The sequence below is a fragment of the Alteromonas sp. AMM-1 genome, from assembly GCF_047290655.1.
Taxonomy (GTDB): domain Bacteria; phylum Pseudomonadota; class Gammaproteobacteria; order Enterobacterales; family Alteromonadaceae; genus Alteromonas; species Alteromonas mangrovi.
This window is the reverse complement of sequence record NZ_JBLBUE010000030.1, coordinates 11,828-32,478: the sequence shown is the minus strand read 5'-3', so window position 1 is coordinate 32,478 and position 20,651 is coordinate 11,828. Positions and strand designations below refer to the sequence as shown.

At 48.5% G+C, this 20,651-nt stretch carries 16 protein-coding genes; 5 read left to right on the top strand and 11 right to left on the bottom strand.

Going from position 1 to position 20,651, the window contains the following annotated elements:
- Positions 1-218, bottom strand: a 218-nt coding sequence (rpsP, locus tag ACLR2L_RS07950) for a 30S ribosomal protein S16 (RefSeq protein WP_413367207.1), incomplete at its 3' end; no start/stop codon positions are given.
- A 316-nt stretch (positions 219-534) separates the two neighbouring features.
- Between rpsP and ACLR2L_RS07945 the strand changes: the two genes are divergently transcribed.
- The 3 genes from ACLR2L_RS07945 to ACLR2L_RS07935 all read left to right on the top strand — a co-directional run bounded on the left by ACLR2L_RS07945 (position 535) and on the right by ACLR2L_RS07935 (position 6,517).
- Positions 535-2,268: an ABC transporter transmembrane domain-containing protein gene (locus ACLR2L_RS07945; protein WP_413367205.1), complete on the top strand. Its 1,734-nt coding sequence runs from the start codon at positions 535-537 to the stop codon at positions 2,266-2,268.
- Between the two features lie 96 nt (positions 2,269-2,364).
- On the top strand, positions 2,365-3,420 hold the full coding sequence (locus ACLR2L_RS07940; protein ID WP_413367203.1) for an efflux RND transporter periplasmic adaptor subunit: 1,056 nt from the start codon (positions 2,365-2,367) through the stop codon (positions 3,418-3,420).
- Positions 3,407-6,517 carry an efflux RND transporter permease subunit gene (locus ACLR2L_RS07935; protein ID WP_413367201.1) on the top strand — a complete coding sequence of 1,037 codons (3,111 nt, stop codon included), beginning with the start codon at positions 3,407-3,409 and terminating at the stop codon, positions 6,515-6,517. The genes ACLR2L_RS07940 and ACLR2L_RS07935 overlap by 14 nt, the downstream gene beginning before the upstream one ends.
- A 55-nt stretch (positions 6,518-6,572) precedes the next feature.
- Here the strand turns inward: ACLR2L_RS07935 and ACLR2L_RS07930 are convergent, their stop codons facing one another.
- From ACLR2L_RS07930 to ffh, 8 genes are all read right to left on the bottom strand, one after another.
- Positions 6,573-7,784: an alpha/beta hydrolase gene (locus tag ACLR2L_RS07930; protein WP_413367199.1), complete on the bottom strand. Its 1,212-nt coding sequence runs from the start codon at positions 7,782-7,784 to the stop codon at positions 6,573-6,575.
- 16 nt (positions 7,785-7,800) lie between these two features.
- Complete coding sequence (locus tag ACLR2L_RS07925) at positions 7,801-8,301, bottom strand: DUF2059 domain-containing protein (RefSeq protein ID WP_140955883.1); 501 nt, start codon at positions 8,299-8,301, stop codon at positions 7,801-7,803.
- Positions 8,302-8,434: 133 nt separating this feature from the next.
- Positions 8,435-8,818, bottom strand: coding sequence for a TerB family tellurite resistance protein (locus ACLR2L_RS07920; protein ID WP_140955884.1), 384 nt, complete (start codon positions 8,816-8,818; stop codon positions 8,435-8,437).
- A 157-nt stretch (positions 8,819-8,975) separates the two neighbouring features.
- Positions 8,976-10,196 (bottom strand): phosphoenolpyruvate carboxylase, encoded by a 1,221-nt coding sequence (locus tag ACLR2L_RS07915; protein ID WP_413367196.1) that lies wholly within the window; start codon positions 10,194-10,196, stop codon positions 8,976-8,978.
- On the bottom strand, positions 10,193-10,828 hold the full coding sequence (locus ACLR2L_RS07910; RefSeq protein ID WP_413367194.1) for a hypothetical protein: 636 nt from the start codon (positions 10,826-10,828) through the stop codon (positions 10,193-10,195). The genes ACLR2L_RS07915 and ACLR2L_RS07910 overlap by 4 nt, the downstream gene beginning before the upstream one ends.
- On the bottom strand, positions 10,825-14,511 hold the full coding sequence (locus ACLR2L_RS07905) for an ATP-binding protein (RefSeq protein WP_413367192.1): 3,687 nt from the start codon (positions 14,509-14,511) through the stop codon (positions 10,825-10,827). The genes ACLR2L_RS07910 and ACLR2L_RS07905 overlap by 4 nt, the downstream gene beginning before the upstream one ends.
- A gap of 328 nt (positions 14,512-14,839) precedes the next feature.
- Entirely contained in the window at positions 14,840-15,595 is a 756-nt protein-coding gene (locus ACLR2L_RS07900; protein WP_413367190.1) for a hypothetical protein, read from the bottom strand.
- Positions 15,596-15,857: 262 nt separating this feature from the next.
- Positions 15,858-17,264: a signal recognition particle protein gene (gene ffh, locus ACLR2L_RS07895; protein WP_140955893.1), complete on the bottom strand. Its 1,407-nt coding sequence runs from the start codon at positions 17,262-17,264 to the stop codon at positions 15,858-15,860.
- 173 nt (positions 17,265-17,437) lie between these two features.
- Between ffh and ACLR2L_RS07890 the strand changes: the two genes are divergently transcribed.
- A complete protein-coding gene (locus tag ACLR2L_RS07890) occupies positions 17,438-18,232 on the top strand; it encodes an inner membrane protein YpjD (protein WP_413367188.1) in 795 nt (264 codons plus the stop codon).
- Positions 18,233-18,302: 70 nt separating this feature from the next.
- The gene (locus ACLR2L_RS07885; RefSeq protein ID WP_140955896.1) at positions 18,303-19,604 is read left to right on the top strand and encodes an HlyC/CorC family transporter; all 1,302 of its coding nucleotides are present in this window, start codon (positions 18,303-18,305) and stop codon (positions 19,602-19,604) included.
- Positions 19,605-19,648: 44 nt separating this feature from the next.
- Here the strand turns inward: ACLR2L_RS07885 and ACLR2L_RS07880 are convergent, their stop codons facing one another.
- Together ACLR2L_RS07880 and sixA are read right to left on the bottom strand one after the other, a co-directional pair.
- Entirely contained in the window at positions 19,649-19,822 is a 174-nt protein-coding gene (locus tag ACLR2L_RS07880; RefSeq protein ID WP_181405013.1) for a hypothetical protein, read from the bottom strand.
- A gap of 155 nt (positions 19,823-19,977) precedes the next feature.
- On the bottom strand, positions 19,978-20,487 hold the full coding sequence (gene sixA / locus ACLR2L_RS07875) for a phosphohistidine phosphatase SixA (protein ID WP_413367186.1): 510 nt from the start codon (positions 20,485-20,487) through the stop codon (positions 19,978-19,980).
- Positions 20,488-20,651: the final 164 nt, after the last annotated feature.

The window sequence follows — 20,651 nt, the reverse complement described above, 5'->3', positions numbered from 1 at the left end:
CTGTTAACGCGCTCAGATAAACTGGCGCCAACACCAACCCAGTACTCCACACGTTCCAGGTCTAAACGCAGACGCTCTGCCTGACCTTGTGCAGTTGGGTTGAAGAAACCTACGTTTTCAATGAAACGACCGTTTCTTGCACGACGGCTGTCAGCCACCACTACTTGATAAAATGGACGCTTTTTGGCGCCACCACGCTGTAAACGAATAGTAACCATAAATGCCTCAAACTCGTTGTAGCGTTACCGTTAACTTAACCTTTGCCCCAGTTGTATACACAACGTACAAGGCGAAAGGCCGCGGAATTATACGTATCCAACAACAAATTGCAAGTTTAAAGCACGATAAAAGCGTGATTGTGTTTACGTTTTTCCTATTACAGTGGCTAATTCGTCCGAACAGGGGCCCCTTTCGCCTCCTATCACTGGCAGAAACGTGATCGGTACGCCGTTTTCAAGGTATGATTACGTACGGAATGTGGCTCTTCTATCAACCGCATTCCGTGCATTTCAAAACGACCAATCAGAGGTTCACTTGATCACAACAGAAGACGTCCTTAGCTGGCTACTGGGTTTACTGGCTCCCTACAAAAAACACGTTGCGCTGGCCCTCCTGGCACTTTTTATTGCTGCCTCAGCCTGGCTGTTATTGGGACAAGGCATAAAGCTTACCGTTGATGAGGGCATGAACGCTGACAAGCTCAATTCGCTTAATACCGCCATTGGCTGGGTACTGGCGTTTACAGTGCTGGGTTGTCTGGCGACCTACTTTCGGTTTTACCTGATGACGTGGTTGGGCGAGCGTATTAGTGCTGACATTCGTATTAATGTGTACAACCATTTGTTATCGCTACCGCCGGGCTTTTTTGCCGAAACCCGTACCGGTGAAGTGATATCGCGGTTTACCAACGATACCGCCGTAATTCAAACCGTGGTGGGCATGAGCTTATCCATGGCCATTCGCTCTGTTATTGGGTTCGTTGGTGCACTCATTCTCATGGCCATTACCAGTCCGCTGCTGACGCTATGTGTGCTGGGTGCGGTGCCACTGATTCTGGTGCCTTTGCGACTCATTGCACCGAAAGTAAGAACCTATTCGCGATTAAGTCAGGACCGGATAGCCGATATTGGTGCTCAGGTTGATGAAACCCTTCATGAAATCATGGTTGTGCAGGCTTTTACCGCGGAACAGGCTGAACGCAACAAGTTTACCAACACTGTACATTCGGCGCTGGACGCTGCTTCAATTCGCATCCATTTTCGTTCAATGCTGATTGGCATCATCATGCTGGTGAGTATGCTATCTATCATTGGCATTGGCTGGCTGGGCATCCGCCAGGTGTTAACCGGGGAAATATCCGCAGGTCAGTTATCCGCCTTTTTGTTTTACGCCGTGTTCGCCGGTAGCAGTATTGCGACTATCAGCGAAGTGTTAGGAGAAATTCAGCGTGGTGTAGGAGCCAGTGAACGACTCCTCGAATTGCTTGGCACCAAGCCGGAGAATGCAGGTGGCAATGTTCACGCTGAGATATGTCATGAGCCACCGGCTATTCAGTTTAACCAGGTAGCGTTTAGCTACAGCCCCGCTGTACCACTCTTTAATGAGCTTACGTTAACCATTCAACCTGGCGAGTGTGTTGCACTGGTTGGTCCCAGTGGCGCGGGTAAGTCAACACTGTTTCAACTGCTACTGCGTTTTTACCAAATCAGCGGCGGTAGTATTACCATTAATCAGCACAATATTAACGACCTCTCGTTACAGAGTTTGCGCGAGCACATTGCTTTAGTGCCGCAGGAGCCGGTTATTTTTGCTGCTACGGTAGCCGATAATATTCGGTATGGCAGGCCAGGGGCCAGCGACGAGGAAGTTACACTGGCGGCACAGCAGGCGTTTGCCGATGAATTCATTCTGCAATTGTCTCGCGGTTACGCAACCGAATTAGGCGAGCGCGGTGTAAAGCTATCCGGCGGTCAGCGCCAGCGTATTGCCATAGCCCGCGCCATTCTTGCCAACCGCCCTATTCTGCTGCTGGATGAGGCCACCAGCGCGCTGGATGCCGTAAGCGAACACAAGGTACAACAGGCACTCAGTAACTTAATTAAAGGCCGCACCACGTTAGTGATCGCCCACCGCCTTGCGACAGTACAAATGACCAATAGAATTCTGGTGATGGAAAATGGTGCCATACGCAATGCCGGTACCCATGCCGAACTCATGAAAAACGACACTCTGTATCGTGAATACGCTGAACTACAACTGATGGACTAGAGACCAATAGCTTCGTTAGTAATAATACGCATTATTATTTGATGACTAATTTTGTTGATCAGGTGAATGTCTGATCGCTACATCCATGGACACAACATGCGAACACTTAAAACAATAACAACGCCTTTATTCTTAGTTCTGGGCCTGAGTCTCGCTCAGACGCCTGCTCATGCTCAAAGCTGGGGCGGCGGAAATCGCCCTAAGCTGGTGGTACTCAATAAAATCGAATTCCAACACGAACAAAATACGGTGCAGGCCGTGGGTACTGCAGAAGCTATAAGAGCCGTAACCCTGTATCCGGCGGTTGCCGATGAAGTCACCGCCGTCAACTTCAAACCCGGGCAAAAAGTCAATAAAGGCGATGTATTGTTAACACTGGACGATCGACGCCAGCTAGTTGCCGTTCAACGTGCAGAAATTCAGTTGAAGGAAGCCGAGCGCGCGTTACAGCGACTCATTGACAGCCAGTCCCGTGGAGCGGTAGCACAAAGCGATATCGACCTGGCTACCACAACCCGGGATTTGGCTAAAGTCACCCTCAATGAAGCCAAAGCCGATTTAGCCGATCGCAGTATTGTTGCCCCATTTAGCGGGTTCGTTGGCCTCACCGACGTTGAAGTAGGTGATCGCATTACCACCACCACCCCGGTAACCACGCTGGACGATCGCAGTGCCCTTTATGTCAATTTCCGGGCGCCGGAATCGTCAGTAGATTTATTGCAAAGCGAGTCTACCGTTGAATTACAACCCTGGTCTAACCGCGACATCAGCCTCACCGCAAAAATTGCCCAGCTCGATTCTCGTATCAGTACCACCGACCGCACAATGGCAGCACGGGCATTGCTGGACAACACCAACGATCAATATCGTCCGGGCATGAGTTTCAGAGTCAATCTGACACTGCACGGTGAACGCTTCGCAGCAATCCCTGAATCGGCTTTACTATGGGGTGCGACTGGCGCATATATCTATAAAGCAGTAGAAGGCAAAGCCAAGCGCGTAGACGTGAACGTGCATCAGCGCCTGCGCGGCACTATTTTAGTGTCGGGAGAACTGGGTGAAGGAGATTTACTGATAGCCGAAGGCATACAGCGTCTGCGCGAAGGTCAGGAAGTCACCACCTCACTGGCACGAGGAAATGCCAATGAGTAACCTCAATCAGGCGATCAATGACTTACCCTCACTGGCGATTCGCCGTCCGGTACTGATCATTGTACTCAACCTGCTCATTGCTATTGCAGGCTACGCTGCCCTGAATGGGCTCGAAGTACGGGAATTGCCCGACGTGGACACCCCTACCATTACCGTTACGGCACAGTTTCCCGGCGCCTCGCCTGAAACGGTGGATGCCGAAGTTACCGCACATTTAGAAGGGGCAGTGGCGCGCGTAAGCGGTGTAAAGAATATCTATGCCCAAAGTGAAGAAAACTCCGCCAGGGTTCGGGTTGAATTTCGCCCCGGTATTAATTTGGAGGACGCGGCCAACGAAACCCGCGAATCAGTGAGCCGCGTGCAGCGCCAATTACCTGACGATGTGGAACAGCTATCGATCATAAAAGCAGACAACGATGCGCAGGCGGTAGTTAGCCTGGCAGTGTGGAGTGATTCACTTGATCTGGAAACCCTCACCGAGAAAGTCGATACCGACCTTGCGCCTTTATTCCTCAGCATTCCCGGTGTTGCGGATGTGCGTTTAAATGGCGATCGCGAGCGCGTGTTGCGCGTGTCTGTTGATCCTTTGCGCCTGACCAGCTTTGGCCTGTCGATGACCGATGTGGCCAATGTATTGCGATTAGCCCCCTTTGATGTGCCGGCCGGGAGTATTCAATCGAGCGACCAAATGCTCATTGTGCGTGCAGACGCAACTTCCATCACTGCTGATGACGTGAAAAACATTATCATCAGCGGCGATACCCGCATTGGCGACGTGGCCAGTGTGTATTTTGGCCCGGCTGACTCCAGCAGTGTGGTGCGTCTCGACGGTACACCCGTATTGGGAGTAGGTATTATTCGCCAGGCCAGCTCCAATACCATTGAAATTTCAGACGAAGTACTGGCAATGGTGGCTAGTCTGGATAAACGTTTCCCGGATATGCACATTGTTGTTACCTCTGACGATGCCGAATTTATTCGCGACTCGGTTGAAGAAGTGGCATTTTCACTGGCGCTTACCATTGCCCTGGTGGTATTTACCTTACTCGTATTTATCGGCTCCTGGCGCGCTACCATTGTACCTGCCCTATCGATCCCGGTATCACTTACTGGCGCACTGGCAATAATCTGGCTGTTGGGCTTTTCCGTTAACATACTCACGCTTCTGGCCTTGGTACTGGCAACAGGCATGATTGTTGACGATGCGATTGTCGTATCTGAAAACATTCAACGCAGACGTACTATGGGCCTAGGCGCGCGTGCCGCCGCCGTGATTGGTACCCGCGAAGTATTCTTTGCGGTAGTGGCCACTACCGCCGTACTGGCATCCGTATTCATTCCCATTGCGTTCCTGCCCTCTACGGCAGGCCGCTTGTTCCGTGAATTCGGTGGTGTGCTGGCAGGTTCAGTGATCATTTCCTCGTTCGTTGCGTTATCACTGGTACCGGCACTCACCGCCCGACTGCCGGTAAAAAAACCGGGGGCGAAGCAAGGGTTGTTCGACAAAACACTGGGGAAAGCAGGCCTGGTGTGCTTAACAGGTTATCAACGCAGCCTGTTGTGGTCGCTCAAATATGCCTGGTGGATTGTATTGTGTTCCGTTCTGGCTGCCCTTGGCGCCTACTTTACGATACAGGCAATCGACAACGAATTATTGCCCAGCGAAGATCGCGGTACGATCCGCATATTCGCGCGGGGGCCTGATGGCGTAGGCCTTAATTTTATGGATCGCCAGGCTATAGCCATGGAAAACGTGCTAATGCCCTATGTGGAAAACGACACGATCGAATCCATTTATACAGTGGTAGGCCAATGGGACCCCAATATTGTATTTATCACAGCAAACCTGAAACACTGGGATGAACGCGACAAATCACTGCAGGACATCGTTGGCGAAATCCGCCCTGCATTGCAATCAGTGCCAGGTGCGCCGGGTAACGCTTTTGGTGGCAACAGTCTTAACCTACGTGGCCAGGGCGGTGGACTTGAACTGGCGTTAACCGGAGACACCTACGAACGGATCTACAACGCTGCCGTGATATTTGCCAGGGAAATTGAAAACCGAGTACCTGAATTGGGTACACCGCAAATCAGTTATGAACCAACGCAACCGCAATTGCGGGTAAATATTGACCGCCGTCGCGCTGAAGAACTCGGTGTACCGCTAAGTGATATATCAGCCACGTTACGAGCGGCTATTGCAGGCAATGATGTGGTGGATTTGAATGTGGGTGATCAGGCCATTCCAATCATTTTGCAAACCAGTAACCGCAGTACCAGCAATCCTTCTGACTTAACTAACCTGTACGTGAAGTCTGACAACGGCAGTCTGGTACCCTTGTCCAGCGTGGCCTATATCACTGAAGAAGGTGTAGCGGCAGAGCTTGAGCGTCAGGCTCAGCGCCGTGCGATTAAAGTGGCGATGGACCTACCCGAGACCATTGCTATTAACGATGCCGTTGAACGCCTGCGAGCTATTGGTCAGGATGTATTACCCGACGGCATTGGCATGATTTTCCTCGGTGAGGCACAAACCTTTGAAGAAACTTCCCAGCAAGTTGCCTTAACCTATGTACTGGCATTTGTGATCGTGTTTTTAGTGCTCGCGGCACAGTTTGAAAGCGTTAACAGCGCGGTAGTGGTAATGCTCACCGTCCCCTTTGGTATCGCTGCCGCGGTATATGCCCTATACATTACAGGCACCACCATTAATGTGTATTCACAAATTGGACTGGTGATGTTAATTGGCTTATTGGCAAAGAACGCAATCCTGTTGGTTGAATTTGCCGACCAGTTGCGCGACCGGGGTTATGCCGTGTACGACGCTATTGTAGAAGCTGGCCGTGTGCGCTTACGCCCCATCATGATGACATTGGTATCGACTATTCTGGGTGGACTTCCATTGATTTTGTCTACAGGAGCCGGTTCGGAAGCGCGCAATGCGATTGGATGGGTGGTATTCGGTGGGCTTGGCATCGCTGTGGTGTTTACCTTGTATCTTACACCGGTTATCTACCTTGGACTGGCAAGGTTTACTAAGCCCCGGGCCGACGAAACCCGTCAGTTAGAACAAGAACTTGAAGCAGCGGAAGTGTAGCGACGGAATGACAGTTGCGAAAATACAACTGCCTAAACAAGACACATCGGTCAGATTAATCAGCCTGACCGGTGTGTTTCAAAAATGCATGTAATTGCATCATCATATCATCAAAATAGGGGTTAAAAGTGAGTCGGGTAACGATTCGCCCATCCCCTTCCTGCCCCCATGGGCCATACCATAAAGCATCAGGCAATGCGTCATGACACTGCTTTTCAATATCAGCAGGCTGCCCGTTATCGCAAATCCTGACGCTGCCATTAGGCCCGTACAGCGCATTATGAGAGCTGAACAACATGCTCATATGCGAGGCTGCCAGAATGCGTTGCTGCTCCAATGGAAATGGCTGTACATACGCGCTAAGCGGCGCATTTTGCGGAGAGCCCATCCACACCAGCATATTTTGCGGATGGTCAACATGTTCAGCTAACTGCAACGCAACCCCCTTTACATCAACAACACTGTCACCTTCGGCCAATACAGCAAAATAAGGTAATTGCAGTATGTGTGTTGCAAATACCTTTTGCACGGCATTCACACTGCCCTGATATGCTGCAAATCCCTGCATGGCGATGGAATTATACCGGGCTGGATTGTCTTCAGGTTCAACATTAGGCCAGGGGGTGATCCCGGTAAACCAAGGGGCGAAACGCGTAACAAAAAATCGCGGTAACATAGCCGGCGAAAACAGTAACAAACCGGCGACGTCGTTGCGTTTAGACGCAGTTACAGTCACCAGATTCGCGCCGGTAGAAAATCCCCCCAAATACAGGGTATCTACGTTTTGAGCGAACGCATCAACCTGCACATCCACCGTATGTTGCCACAATTGATACGTGGCATTTAACATGTCACCAGGCTGAGAACCGTGACCGGGCAATAATAATGTTCGAACCCAATATCCTCGATCGCACAACGGTTTGCTGATATCAGTAAAGAAATAAGGCGAATCACCCAAACCATGAACCAGCAAAATACCCTTACTGCTACCCTCTCCGCACTCAAAGGGGGTGTTAAGTTCTGCTTCGGTGTGTAAATCAAATTTAACCGGGTGACGATGAGCCATCAGCCACGACTTTATTGCCGACTGATAAGCCGAAAATGGGGATACATCGGTTGGTAATACCGTTGAGTCTGCGTTAAACGGTGGAGACCTCAAAGACTGGCAACCGGTAAGCCAGCCAATGCCAACCAACACCGCAAGCCCAACCCATCCGCACACGTTAAGCACGGCTTTAACAACCCGTTGGCATACCATCACGCTCATTCCAGACGCGCCTTGATTAGTCTGAAGATTTAGCGCGGCGTCCGGCTTCCAACGTATTTTTTAAATCGGCGGACAGCTTTTCCAGCTCCGGCACGGCACCTCTCATGTGCGAGACCAACTGCTCCCTGAAAGCATCACTTAACGGCTGGGATTGGCTGCGCATTTTCTGCCCGATAGGCGAATGGTAGAAAGCGAGGATCTGATCCATTTCCTGTTCGGTAAAATGGGTCAAATAGATGTTAGCGATAGCGTTGTTCAGCGCAGGCTCATTTAGTTTATTGCGTAAAATGGTGTCTAATTCTCGCATAAATTGCTCAACCAGCGGTCTTTCTTCAGTGGTGATCTGAAAACGGCTTAAAGCCGCGCCTGTATTGTGTTTAAACTGCGCAATGAGCATTTCTTTTGATGCTTCGCCGCCTAGTGCCTGAGCAACCAGCATGGCTTTTTCCATGGCGGGCTCTGCCGCTTTTGCAGAAACACTAAACAACGCAATAAATACACAGATCCAAATTCGCATATCACTTCCTGATTGACTAACAGACGCAACAAAGCCTACCACAGGGTTACCAAAGGGTGGCAGACTTAAAAGTAATTTTTTGGAGGGTAATAACAAATACCAATCCGCATAGATGATTGGTATGCCATTAACGTTACGATACCGTTTCGGTAAGCGCCTTAGCCAGCAACTTGTGCGTTAATAAACTCAGCAGTTCTGTTTCTTCATCACTGCGCTCACCGTCCACGCCAGTCATCACGGTTGCAACCTCTACAGCGCGGCTGGCGTCCATTACCAGTTGCGGTTGCAGAGACTTGAGTACGTCAGATGCTTCTCCGGCATCAATGGCCGTTCGGGTTTGATAAATCACATCGTTTACGAATGCATCGCGACTAATCGGGCTTTCCCAGTTCAGTGACTCAAGCAACTCATCAAGGTAATCTTGCTCGGTGAGGGTGATTTTGCCATCTACCTGATAAAACAAAACCGCCATTTTTATCAGTGCTTCCTGGTATTGTTGATGTGTAGATAATTGCATAATAACTCCAGCTATTTCTATCGGCATCCAGCCAATGACAACTGCTTTCATTATAGCCGCAAATGTAAACCAAAGGTTAACGTTTTTTTAATTTTCATCGCTTGCAAAGGCCATTTTAACGATAAACATGGCCTGTTCTACCGTGCGATTCAATGTGTTACCTGAGTCCAACCATCACATCACTGATGATAAAATTACCGTTAAACACTTTGTCGGGCTCGCCCAGTGTGTCGATAGCAAAAAACTGCTTGTCTTCATCCTGTAAGCCTTGATAACCGCCGATGACCTGATAAATCCACACTTCAGGATCAAACGCCAGCGATTGCGCGCTATAAAATTCAAGTGCTGACATGGATTGTCCGGAATCAATGACTTCACAAAAGTACTCATCCACCGCTTGCTGCAGCGGATCGAGGGTTAATTCAACCTGCTGCTGGGCACTCACCTGAATTTCGGTATTTTTCTGATCGACTGTAAGTACCGGCTTTCTGCGATATACCGAGCTCAATGCCCCCACAAGCTGCTGCAATTCCTGCTCATGTGATACCTGATTCACATCCACACTGGCTGGCTGAATAAGCGGCGCTGCCTGATTAAACAGAATGGGGACATGGGTTAGATTAGGATAGTTACCCGGTGTAAAATCAGGCTGTTGATCCATGTGTAATAAAAAGCCTTTGAGCAGACGTGTCCGCCCCTGAAACTCCCGGAAACGCCCTAACAAATCAATTAAGCGTGCCTGTGCGACCGATAATTCCTGAGTAGCCTTCGAAAAACTTTGCTGTAGCGCAACTACCAGCAAATGGCGCAATTCTCTGTTGCCACCCGCAATTTCGCTAAGCTCGTCAAAACGAAAACACTCCAGTTGATTCAGCAATTCTGACACCTGCCCCTGCGCAAGCTCGTTTTCACGAATTTTTGCTTCCACCGAGGACACATAACCGAATTCGTTGTTGATGCGGCTGAACATCACCCGCGCACTGTTAGCCAGTGATTCAGTCAGTTGATACACATGCTCAGTGAGATCTGTCATGTACGCATGCGCTTCGTTAAAGCGGTTGTAATGCAAGGCTTCTTTATAGTGCTCTGCCAGCGTTTTTAAACTCGCGAGGGCCGAGCCAACATTGGCGTCGATATTGCGATTTCGTTCATCCTGCAGACCACTCTCCAACAGGGTTCGCACGGCACTTTTCAAACGCAATGCGCTCTGTGGATCAGGCCGCCACAAGATCCCCAGTTGCACCAGTTGATCGAGTATCTTTTTACTGTGCGCAGCTTCATCAACCACCCCGTTTACATAGGCATGCATAATGAGATCACTATGACGCCCCAACGCATTCAGTAGCCGGGTGCCCGCCTGGATAAGCACCTGACTCATAACAGACTTCCCTGTTGAATAGCCGCTTCAGCCTGCTCCGACAACGACAGTGATTCTGTTTCGTCGATAAAGCGAATCACTTCATACAAGTGTTCAACCTTACCCGTTGCAATATAAATCTGCTTATCTGGGTTCGGCTTCATCAGGTAACCCAAATCGGTAAGGCGTTTGAAAACCTGCTTTAACTGACCATCTACGTTCACGCTGGTTGAACCAAACAAGCGGTAGCGCGAAATTTTCTCCAGTTGTTCTGCATAAGCCGGCGTGTCTTCAATCACTGTTTGCACTTCATTCAAACGAATAGCGTTACCCATGATCAACGGACGGTCGCTTTCGCTGGCTTGCTGAACCAGCAGCAGCCATTCAACCAGCGGCACCAGACCAGAGGTGGTTTCCTGAAACTGCTGCAACAATATCTTCCGCTCAGACTCGCCAAGCGTCAGGTATGCAGCAAAAAACACGTCGCCTTCACCTGTAGTAGCCAGCGTTCGATTTAAAATATTTAAATGCGGTTCAACCTTGGCCGCATTGTCGCGACTCTTTAAATAACGCCAGCCATCTTCGTCACTCACCTGACAAATAAACTGCCCTTCCAACAATTTGCTCAGCACGCGGCCTTGTTCTGTCATCATGCTGATACCTCCTGTTGTTGCTTACGGGCCTGAATTCTGGCGGATAAATCACTGGTTTTAGGCTGAACCACCTGCAATTGTTTACTTACCTTGTCGATCAAGTAGCGATTTTCAAACAGTTTCAGTACATCGGACTCGGGGTTGGGGAATGCGCCAACCACACTGATATTGTTGCTCTGACAAGCGTCGAATATTTTCTTCACGTTGCTTTGGTGCAACGTACCCAATTCATCGATGGGCCAGTGAATGATCACATCGGCACCGCCGCGCAATAATCGGGTAAAGGCCAGCAGGAATTTACACAAAATCAGATACGCCATGCCGTGGCTGGACGACTCATTTAACTGGCGGTCGGTACGAATGATCAAATCGCTGTTGCCTTCGCGCAAGTGCAGTTCAATGTCCAGCAGCTTGCTGATCCCACCCGTTAATGCTGCACGACCAAGAATATCCAGCACGGTTCGCATGCTTTGTCCATAATCGTCATCCGGTAATTCGTGAGCACCATCATCCATCCATTGATCGTACAACGCCCTGAAACGTTCCAGTTCCGGCCAGAATTCCAGCTCACTGATACGCGAACGAATTTTAACGGCAGAGTCAGAAACACCATCGAGGAACAATTCACCGTCAACCTCTTTAGAGATACGGCGGCTCTGGCTCACTATGCGCTTATCGATGTCGGCCAGTACAAAATAGTACTGACTTAAATCGGCACCAAAGATACGCCCCTGCTCGCGCAGACCCTGCATTTTCTGCGGCACAATCACATTGAGCAGCTGGGCCAGGTGAGTCACCATTCTGCGGTGATCTACGCCTTTAACACCGTGTGCGTTTATTACCGCACATTCTTCGCGGGCACGCTCCCAGGTGTCCGATAACCCGGTACCGGCTTGTGCCGCAATCAATTGATCAAATCGTTCAACATAGTTGCGTACATCGCTAAGCAACTCATCGCGTTCTTTAAGCAAACCCTGTGCGCGTGACAGGCGCTGTGTAATGCTCAGCTCGTCGTGTTGCCACTGCTCGCTTGCTTCAGTTTTTGGCAGGCTGTGTTTAGCCAGGGTTTTACTCAACGTATCTACCTGGGTTAACTGCTCTGCAGCAGTGGACGTCGTTTTCTCCAAATCAGCCTGTAACGTCTTTAGGCTGTCCCTGCGTTCACGGTATTCGTTTTGCAATTGAGTAAGTTCACGCTCTGCGTCGCTCAGCACTTTACGGGCTTTATTCAGGCCTTGTTGCCAGGTAACTTTGTGGCCCGTGAACACGGTTTGATACCAGCGCTCGTAGTCGGTGACTTTATGGCGATGAGTTTCGGTGCGATAAATGGATTCTTTTAGCGCTTTAAGCTCTTTCTTGAGCTTGCCGATTTCATCTACGTCTACCCCGCGCTGATTCAGTTCATTTTCCAGCCAACGCGCCATTTCCTGCTTGTCTTTGTCGGCTGACTGACGAACGCGTTTAATTTCACCTTCAATCTGCGCAATGCGCGCATCGCTATCGGCAATCAGTTGTTGCCAGTGAAAACTGTGCTCCGTTTCGGCTTCGCGTTGCTGATCTTTGACTTCGTCACGGTCGAGTTCAAATTGCGCAGACAGCTTTTTCTGAGCCTGCTGATTGTTTTCCAACTGACTACGAGCTTGCTGCTTGCGTTCTTTCAACGCGTGTTGATATTCACTCAGTACGGCTTCCTTGTCCTGATTCGCGCGTTTGCGGGCAGCTTCTGCACTGCGAACAGCGTTGTCTTGCTTGGTAACAGCTAACTCTGCAACCCGCACTGCTTCGTTGCCTTTTGCTAACTCAGTTTCAGCGGTGTTTTGTACTTCTGATGCATTGGAAAGTTGCTGTTCAGCCTCGGCCAGTGCTTGCTTTAAATTTTGCTCTGTTTGGGCGTATTCAGGCGCTTCCATGGTATCGAGTGACAACTCAACGCCAAAGAAAGAGGCATTGTCTGCACCCGCTTTGGGTGCCAGATCTGTGCGTTCCAACAGTTCCGGACGGATCAATTTACCTACCGACCCTTCCCAATTATCAATATTGGCGCGCAAAAACTCCAGTAATGACCCTTCGCCCGGGTACAACAGCGCATTGACATCCGCCACGCGCTGCTCTGCTTTGCGGTACTGAGTACGCGCTTTTTCCAGCATCTGATTAGCACTTTCACGCGCCTGTACGGCTTTTTGGTATGCAGTCTGAGTTTGACGGTGTTGTGCCCGCACCGTATCTTCATGCACGCTGGCTTCTTTCACCGCCGCATCCAGCAATTCCAACTGCGATTGCTCAAATTCATTATAACCGGCGTTGTTTAACGCAGCTTTACACTCCGCTTCCGCAACTTTAAGGGCATTCAGACGGGTTTGATAGGTTTCAGTTAACGCCGCAATTTGCTGCGCGTAATCTTCTTTTATTCCTTGTAAGGCGTCGCGCTCACTTTGTTGTTGAGTAGCCCGTTTTTCCTGCGCTTCCTGACGAACTGCAGCCAGCTCGTCCAGTTGTTCAGAGGTTTTCTCGCCCATCTCCGCTAAACGGCGGTTATACGTTGACTCAATATCCTGATGCTGTTCGGTGACCAACGTATACCGGCTGGATAGCAACTCCAGATCACGCTGCCATTGTGGTAATTTAGCAACGTCTTCTTTCAGTTGTTCAATGTCCTGTTCCTGCCAGTGTTCAAACTCACGCTCTACCGCGTCCAGCTCTGCCGTGTATTTTTCAACGTCGGCACGCGATCCTGAAATTTGCAGGTTTAACTCATCGCGACGCTCACTCCAGTGATTATCATTCACCTTGCGCTCGTGAAGTACATCGTCCAATTGCTGACGCCCGGTTTCAACCCGAGCAGTTAACTGAGACTTATCAAGCTCAAAAGCGTGCTTTAATTCGCTTAACGCAGATTCCGCTTCCTGCAGCGCGAGGTCGGCTTGTTCTAGTCGCGTAAACTCCGGGCGAATCTTGTCGAAGGCGCGAATTAAATGACATTCCCGGATCCAATCATCAACGCGATTTCGCGACAAACTGGACACCGGTGGCTGAACGCCGTCTTCTTCCAGAATAGCAGCAATCATCGCCTTGATGGTTTCCATCTTACCTTCTTTGGAATGCACGGCTTTGGCCAGTTTCTCGATATGGCGCAAATGTTCTGACGGCTGACTTAAGCTGAATACTTTGGCGTAGCCCAGTAATTCACGCGTACTGCTGCTTTGATTCAGTACCCCCTGATCGTTTTGCAATACCGCACGGAAATCTTTGGTGGTGAGCAAGCTGGATACAATAATGTTGTTGCGTTTCATTGCCCGCGCTACTTCAGTGCTCGACAATGAGGCATGCTTGCCGTTCTTTTGCTCAAATAGATAATCGTCAAGGGAAAAAGGTTTGGCAATAAAGCGGTAGTTTACGCCGGTGCCATTGGATGTGAGCACGGCCTGACACAAATCGCCTTCGGAACGGGTATATTCATAAATGATAAAAGAAGACGTCCGCGGTAAGTACCAGCGTTCAAAACTATCGCGGGTGGCAGGTACTACCCGACTGGGATATTCGCCATAAAAAACGGGGATCAGTCGCTGTAGTGTTGTTTTTCCGGAGGCGTTTGTACCGCATATGTTGGTGTGTCCATCTAGTTTGAGTTCTACAACACCTGGCAAATGGGTATCAATAAGAATAATGCGTTTAAGGCCAGCCATAAGTTTCCTGTTTTAATATCGTCATTCGCTGGTTATTACATTGCCACGTAATAAGCAAGTGGCATTCAACAAGCAAAGAGTCTGATCGACGTTCATACCGGCACAACACCTGATTATGAACCCATCAGTAAAAAGACTGCGGCAATTAAGGATCTGCAAAAAAGCGGTTCTTGCTGCGTTGCAAACCAATTCAATCCAATCAACATGGCAGTGTATTATGAAATAAGGTCAATGCGAAGACATACAAAGCCTACCAGCACAGGCTTGGGTGCTGTTTGCTGATTTTTCAGTCAGCACAGTAACCAGGCAAACGAACATTTGCCCTATTTCAGGGAGTATTCAGCCAAAAAACCTGATTGGCCCGGTATTCAGGATCGCTTTTCAATTGAGGAAGAACGCGATTGATGTGTTCAATTGCATTTCTCCCCCACGGATTATTGGTACAACCGATGGCCCCTTCCACGGGCGTGCTTCCCATTTCAGTAGTGGGTAAAAACACCAGGGAGTGGTCATTATCGGTAACGGAAAAATACTTAAGCGCAGATGGATAATCAATGGTGTAGTCTAGCCGTGAGCGGGCAATCTGACGTAAGACACGCATGGGACTTTCTGTCCCACCGATTTCAATAACATGTGACTGTCCAATATATTTATCCAGCTCCTGTTGCAGTGCATCCGGGTACTTTCGTGCACTGGGCAAGCCAAACGCCAGTGTATTCATTGACAACAGCCGGGCCAGCGATACCGGTGCGTTTTCCTGTAAATCGAGCTTATCCAACAGTGCTTTATTAATAATCACACCCACTGCAGGGTATTGCATGGTTACGTTGCTGTAGAAGAAATTAGCAGAATCGTCCCGCTTAATCATACAAGGAAAACACAGGTTTTCAGACTGACTGATATATTTGTTCACTCTGGGGTGAGGGTAAATTACTTCACTGGTATTGAGTTCCGGCAGCAATGCATCGAGCTTAGTCGTCATGACATCACAAATACCATACCCTTTTAATTTGCCTTCCATAATATGAAATGGCGGAGAAGGGTTTTTAGCCCACACGATGGCCTCACTCGCTAGTACAGGCATTACATAACCTGATAGCCAGGTTCCCACTACGATTGAGATGAACTGCTTGAACCGCAACACTGCCTCCGTTCGTCGCACGGTAAAACAATATGGAATTATCAATATATCTGCTGGCAGATAATTATCAATGTATCTGTTACCAATAAACTGACAGGCTTTTCATCAACACATAATCCGACGGCAATGAAACCAACACAATGTGTCTGAATTCCGCACACAAAAAAACCGGCAAATGCGCCGGTTTTCCTGACTTTTTTGACGACTATCTGGGCGGGAACATACCGCCTGGGCCACCCATTCCGCCCATTCCACCTGGACCGCCGCCTGGCGGCATCATGCCCTTCATTTGGCGCATCATTTTCTTTATGCCGCCGCCGGACATTTTCTTCATCATTTTCTGCATTTGAGTAAACTGCTTCAGCAAGCGATTTACATCCTGAATTTGAGTACCAGAACCCGCTGCGATACGGCGTTTGCGTGAACCTTTAATAACTTCGGGTTTTTCGCGCTCAGCTGGCGTCATCGAATTAATGATAGCTTCCATTTGTACGAACTGTTTGTCGTTGGCCTGATCCTTAATTTTCGCACTCATGCCACCCATGCCAGGCAACTTGTCGAGCATGCCCATCATGCCGCCCATATTACGCATTTGCTCCAGCTGCTCTTTAAAGTCCTGCAAATCGAATCCTTTGCCCTTTTGCACTTTTTGAGCAAGTTTCTGCGCCTTTTCTTTATCTACTTTGCGTTCAACTTCTTCGATAAGGCTCAGTACGTCACCCATACCCAGAATCCGGGAGGCAATCCGTTCAGGGTGAAACGGCTCTAACGCATCGAGCTTTTCGCCCATACCGATAAATTTAATCGGCTTGCCGGTAATTTTACGCACCGACAAGGCAGCACCACCGCGCGCATCACCGTCTGCTTTTGTAAGAATCACACCCGTTAATGGCAGCGCTTCATTGAACGCTTTGGCAGTATTTGCGGCATCCTGGCCAGTCATGGCATCAACCACAAACAGGGTTTCAATTGGCTTAACCGCAGCGTGTAACGCTTTAATTTCGTCCATCATGTCACTGTCGACATGTAAACGACCTGCGGTATCCACTAACAGTACATCAAAGAACTGCTTGCGTGCCGCTTCAATCGCATCGTTAACAATGTCGATTGGTTTTTGTAAAATGGTAGACGGAAAAAATTTCACACCAACATCTTCAGCCAGTGTTTCCAACTGTTTAATGGCGGCTGGACGATATACGTCAGCGCTCACCACCATGACTTTTTTCTTTTCACGCTCAGTTAAATACTTAGCCAGTTTACCTACCGAGGTAGTTTTACCCGCCCCTTGTAGACCTGCCATTAATACGACTGCTGGCGGTTGAGTAGACAGGTTAAGCCTTTCGTTGGCTTCACCCATAACCGCTTCAAGTTCAGACTGAACGATCTTGATGAACACCTGGCCGGGCTTCAGGCTTTTAGTGACTTCCGTGCCTACTGCACGCGCCTTTACCTGATTAACGAATTCTTTAACTACCGGTAGCGCAACGTCAGCTTCAAGTAACGCCATTCTGACTTCGCGCAGGGTTTCTTTAATGTTGTCTTCGGTTAAGCGGCCCCGTCCACTGACATTGCGCAGTGTCTGCCCTAACCTTTCGCTGAGATTCTCAAACATTCTCTGTTTATCAACCCAATCAATGAATAATACCCGGAGTATACCGAAAATTGACCGGTTAACGTAGTGTGGATTAACGATTTATCATTTTCCGGCAGACATGCGGTTGAATTCTCTGTTATTCTGCAGTATCTATACCACGTTAATTATTATTTGCAGGTTTCAATTACTACATGGCTACCTTGTTCGCTTTGCTGGCAGTTGTTGCGTATTTTGTAGCAGCGGCGTCAATGACGGGGCGATTTTTTCACAATCAAGGCCCAAACAGGATGTTAGCGTTAAGCATTGCCGCTGTTGCAGTGCTGTGCCACAGTATGTTTTTAGGCGATGCAATTCTGGCAGCACAAGCTGGCCAGAACATGAGCATAACCAATGTGCTTTCGCTGGTTGCCTGGTTAATTACCCTCTCTATGCTGGTGAGTAATTCACTGCTCCCCAACGTCATTTTGTTACCCGTAGTATTCGGCTTTGCCGGATTTAGTGTGCTTGCATCGGCATTCATACCGGTTGAGCATATTATGCATATTGAGTTGCGTCCCGGCCTGGTAGTGCATATTACGTTGTCTTTATTCGCCTATGGTACGCTGGTTATCGGCTTTTTGTATGCACTTCAGATGTCGTATATAACCCACCAACTGAAGCACAAAGGTGCCAGTCTGTTGCACTCTACCCTGCCGCCTTTAATGCTGGTTGAAGGTATTCTGTTTAAGTTGATCCTGATTGGCACCTTATTGCTGATTATCGCTCAGGTAACGGGTTTTGTGTTTTTAGAAAACATGTTTAGTCAGGGTTATGTGCACAAAACCGTGCTATCAATCGCCGGTTTGGCGGTATTTATTGTATTGCTGGCAGGGCAAAAGCTGTGGGGATGGCGCGGAAAACAGGTCATCGCATTAACCATTATTGGTGTAATGCTGCTTTCCTTGGCCTACTTTGGCAGTCGATTTGTAAAAGAAATTCTGCTCTGATAATTAACACTTGAAACGCTCAGAGCGACTGACTACATTGGTGTTTCAAACTACTTAAAGGGATCCCTCGTTGGACGACATATCAACCAGTGCGTTGTTAATTGCACTGGCAATTTTAATTGCTTTATCTGCTTATTTTTCCAGTTCTGAAACCGGGATGATGTCGATCAACCGGTATCGGCTTAAACACTTACAAAGTGAAGGCCACCGGGGTGCAAAACGAGTCCACAAGTTATTGGAACGTCCAGACCGACTCATCGGATTAATTCTCATTGGAAACAACCTGGTTAATATTGCAGCCTCTGCCATTGCCACTATCATTTGTACCCGCTGGTTCGGTGAATACTGGGCTGTATTTGCCACTACCATTGGCTTAACTATTATTCTGCTTATTTTTGCAGAGGTAACCCCAAAAACACTGGCTGCACTCTATCCCGAAAAAGTAGCGTTCCCCAGCTCCATCATATTATCGCCAATGTTAATAGTTATGTATCCATTAGTGGCGTCGATTAACGGGATCACTAACGGTATTTTAGCCTTGCTGCGCATTAAACCCTCTGGCGAAGGTGGCGACTCACTCAGCCGGGAAGAGCTGCGTACAGTGGTATACGAAGCCGGCGCAATGATACCTAAAAAGCACCAGGACATGCTGGTAAGCATTTTGGACCTTGAGAATGTCACTGCCGAAGACATTATGGTGCCCCGCAGTGACATCGCCGCTATCGATATTAATGACGACTGGAAAGATATTCAGAAAAAACTCACCCAGTCTCAGCACACGCGCGTATTGCTTTACCGTGACAGCATAGATGATGCAGTGGGATTTGTGCATGTACGTGATGCATTGCGATTATTGTCGAAGGACCAGTTTTCCAAAGCCAGCCTGTTGCGCGCGGTTCGTGAAATATACTATGCGCCGGAATCGATTCCGTTACACACACTGATGTATCAGTTTCAGTCAGAAAAAGAGCGTATCGCACTGGTAGTTGATGAATACGGCGACATTCAGGGTTTGGTTACCCTTGAAGACATTCTGGAAGAAATCATCGGTGACTTTACCACTACTACCCTGCCAGCTTACAGCAAGGAAGTATCGGTACAACAGGATGGCAGTGTATTAGTCGATGGCAGTGCCAACATTCGGGAACTCAATAAAGAATTGAGCTGGAATTTTCCTACTGAAGGCCCCAAAACGCTGAATGGATTAATTTTGGAATACCTCGAAGAAATCCCAGACAGCAATGTAAGCCTGCGGCTAGCCGGATATCCAATCGAAATTATTGATATTAATGGGAATATGATAAAAACGGTTAGAGTAATACCTGAGTACTATCGCCCCGCTACAGTATCTGCCCCAGACCAACGAAACTAAGTATGGGTCAGCGGTAGCTGACCCATTACACCGCCAGCCAACCTTTACCCTGACTTTCGTTTAGCCAGTACTTTGGCTTTCGCAGCGGCAACCTTAGCCGACAAATCGGATAGCCTGGCCATGATTTGTGCCATTTCCTCGTCATTTTGCAGATCCGACTCTTCTAAGTGTCGTTCTAAAGACTGACGAAGCTGCTCTGGGATAGACTGACTAGACATGCGCTTTTTTGCATTTTCAACGCTGGGCGTTGAAATGATACCTTTGTTCCTCTCTACTACCTGTTTATATCGGTAGCAACGGAAAAAGCTAAAGCGAAAAGTTGGATTTGACGGCTAAATTTCAGCGCTCGAATGCAACGAGATTAGGTTGAGTACTACCCCTGAAAGTGACCCACTAAGACACCTTTACCGGTTTTAAGCTGGTATTTCACAACGGCAACCGATCCGGTGGCAAACAATGACATATTGTGAGAATCGCACAGAGCATCGAGTAAGTAAGATACAAACGGCATATGACTCACCACCAACAAAGGTTTACCGGGATGTGTTTTCGCCATTTGATGAGCAAGTACATCAATATAATCGTGCGCAACACAAACATTACCTTCCGGCACAATGTCGCTATTTAACTCCATCTGCGCAGCATGAAATGTTTGCAGTACTTCATTATAGGTTTGACGGGTGCGTGTATAAGGACTGACCAAAGCCATTGATAATTCACGGTTCTGGCAATAGGATTCAGACAACCAATCAGAACTGATGTGAACTTCGTTTTTGCCTCGAAGCGTAAGGTTACGACTTTTATCATCGGTTTGCAGTGATTCTGCCTCACCATGGCGCATGATAAAAATAAAAATGTCGTCTTTGCTGCTTTGACCTGACATAACATTGCTAATATGATGAGGAATACATACTAACGATAGCAAAGGTCTGCCGACTCGCCTAGTACTATTATTAACTCTTAGACTAAGGTGTAACGGATGATCCGCCTGCTGTTAACCTGTCCACCGGCTAACTGCAAACAATAACACGTAGACAGAACGAAGAT